Below are 895 nucleotides of genomic sequence, written 5' to 3' on the forward strand. Positions count from 1 at the left end.
GCCCCCCACTCCCCCCGCCGCCCCCCGTGGCGAGGCGATCGTGAAAGTGGCGGAGGAGCGCGCGGTGAGCACCGGCGCGGGGACGAGAGCGCCCCCGGCGTCATAGGTCGGCACCCGGTCGCTGCCGGTGGCGAACCCGGTGCTCCGATGGGTGCCGGGCGGGCGCCGGACGGTGGCCGTGCAGCGGGCGGAGGCGCCCGGGGCGAGCAGGGCCGCGGTCCCGTCGCACTGCACGCTCCCGGGGCCGAGCCGCAGGGCGGGGTCCTCGACGCGGACGGCGTGGACGGGCCGGTCGCCCCGGTTGGTGGCGGTGTACGTGACGGTGGCGGTCCCGGCGGGGGCCGCGCCGACCGCCCGCCCCGACCGCCCGGCGGCCCCGATCGAGACCCGCTCGGTGAGCGAGAGGCCCGCGGCGACCCCGGCGTACCCGGAGCGGGCGGTCGTGTCGCTCCGCAGGCCGAGGGACGGGACGCCCCCCTGGGCCCGCGCGGTGGCGAGGCGCATCCCGGGCAGGGCGCGGAAACGGGCGATGCACTCCATCTCCCCGAGCGCGGCGAGCGGCTGCCGGGGGCACCGTACGGCCCCGTCGGGCACGCCGGGGTCGTCGACCCGCACCCCGTACACATGCGCCTCGCCCAGGTTCTCCAGCCGGTACCGCTTCACGACCTGCGCCCCCACCCGTACCGCCGGCGGCCGCACCGCGCTGTCGGAGCGTCCGTTCACGGTGACGGTCATCCGCAGGGCTCCGTCCCCGGACCCACCGGCCCACGCGGCGGCCCCGGGCAGCAGGAGCAGCACCGCCGTCAGCAGCCCACCGCTCACCCGGCGGAGGTAATAGTCAGATGATCTGCCCGCACGCGTCATGCGCCCCATGCCACCGCCCGCCCCCGACCAC

Annotated in this window: 1 pseudogene; it reads right to left on the reverse strand. The window is 78.7% G+C overall.

From position 1 onward, the window contains the following. Positions 1–822 (reverse strand): annotated as a pseudogene (locus CCN56_RS41420) (hypothetical protein); the annotation flags it as partial. Between the last annotated feature and the right edge of the window lie 73 nt (positions 823–895).

It is taken from the genome of Streptomyces sp. NRRL B-24572 (genome assembly GCF_002156145.1).
Taxonomy (GTDB): domain Bacteria; phylum Actinomycetota; class Actinomycetes; order Streptomycetales; family Streptomycetaceae; genus Streptomyces; species Streptomyces vietnamensis.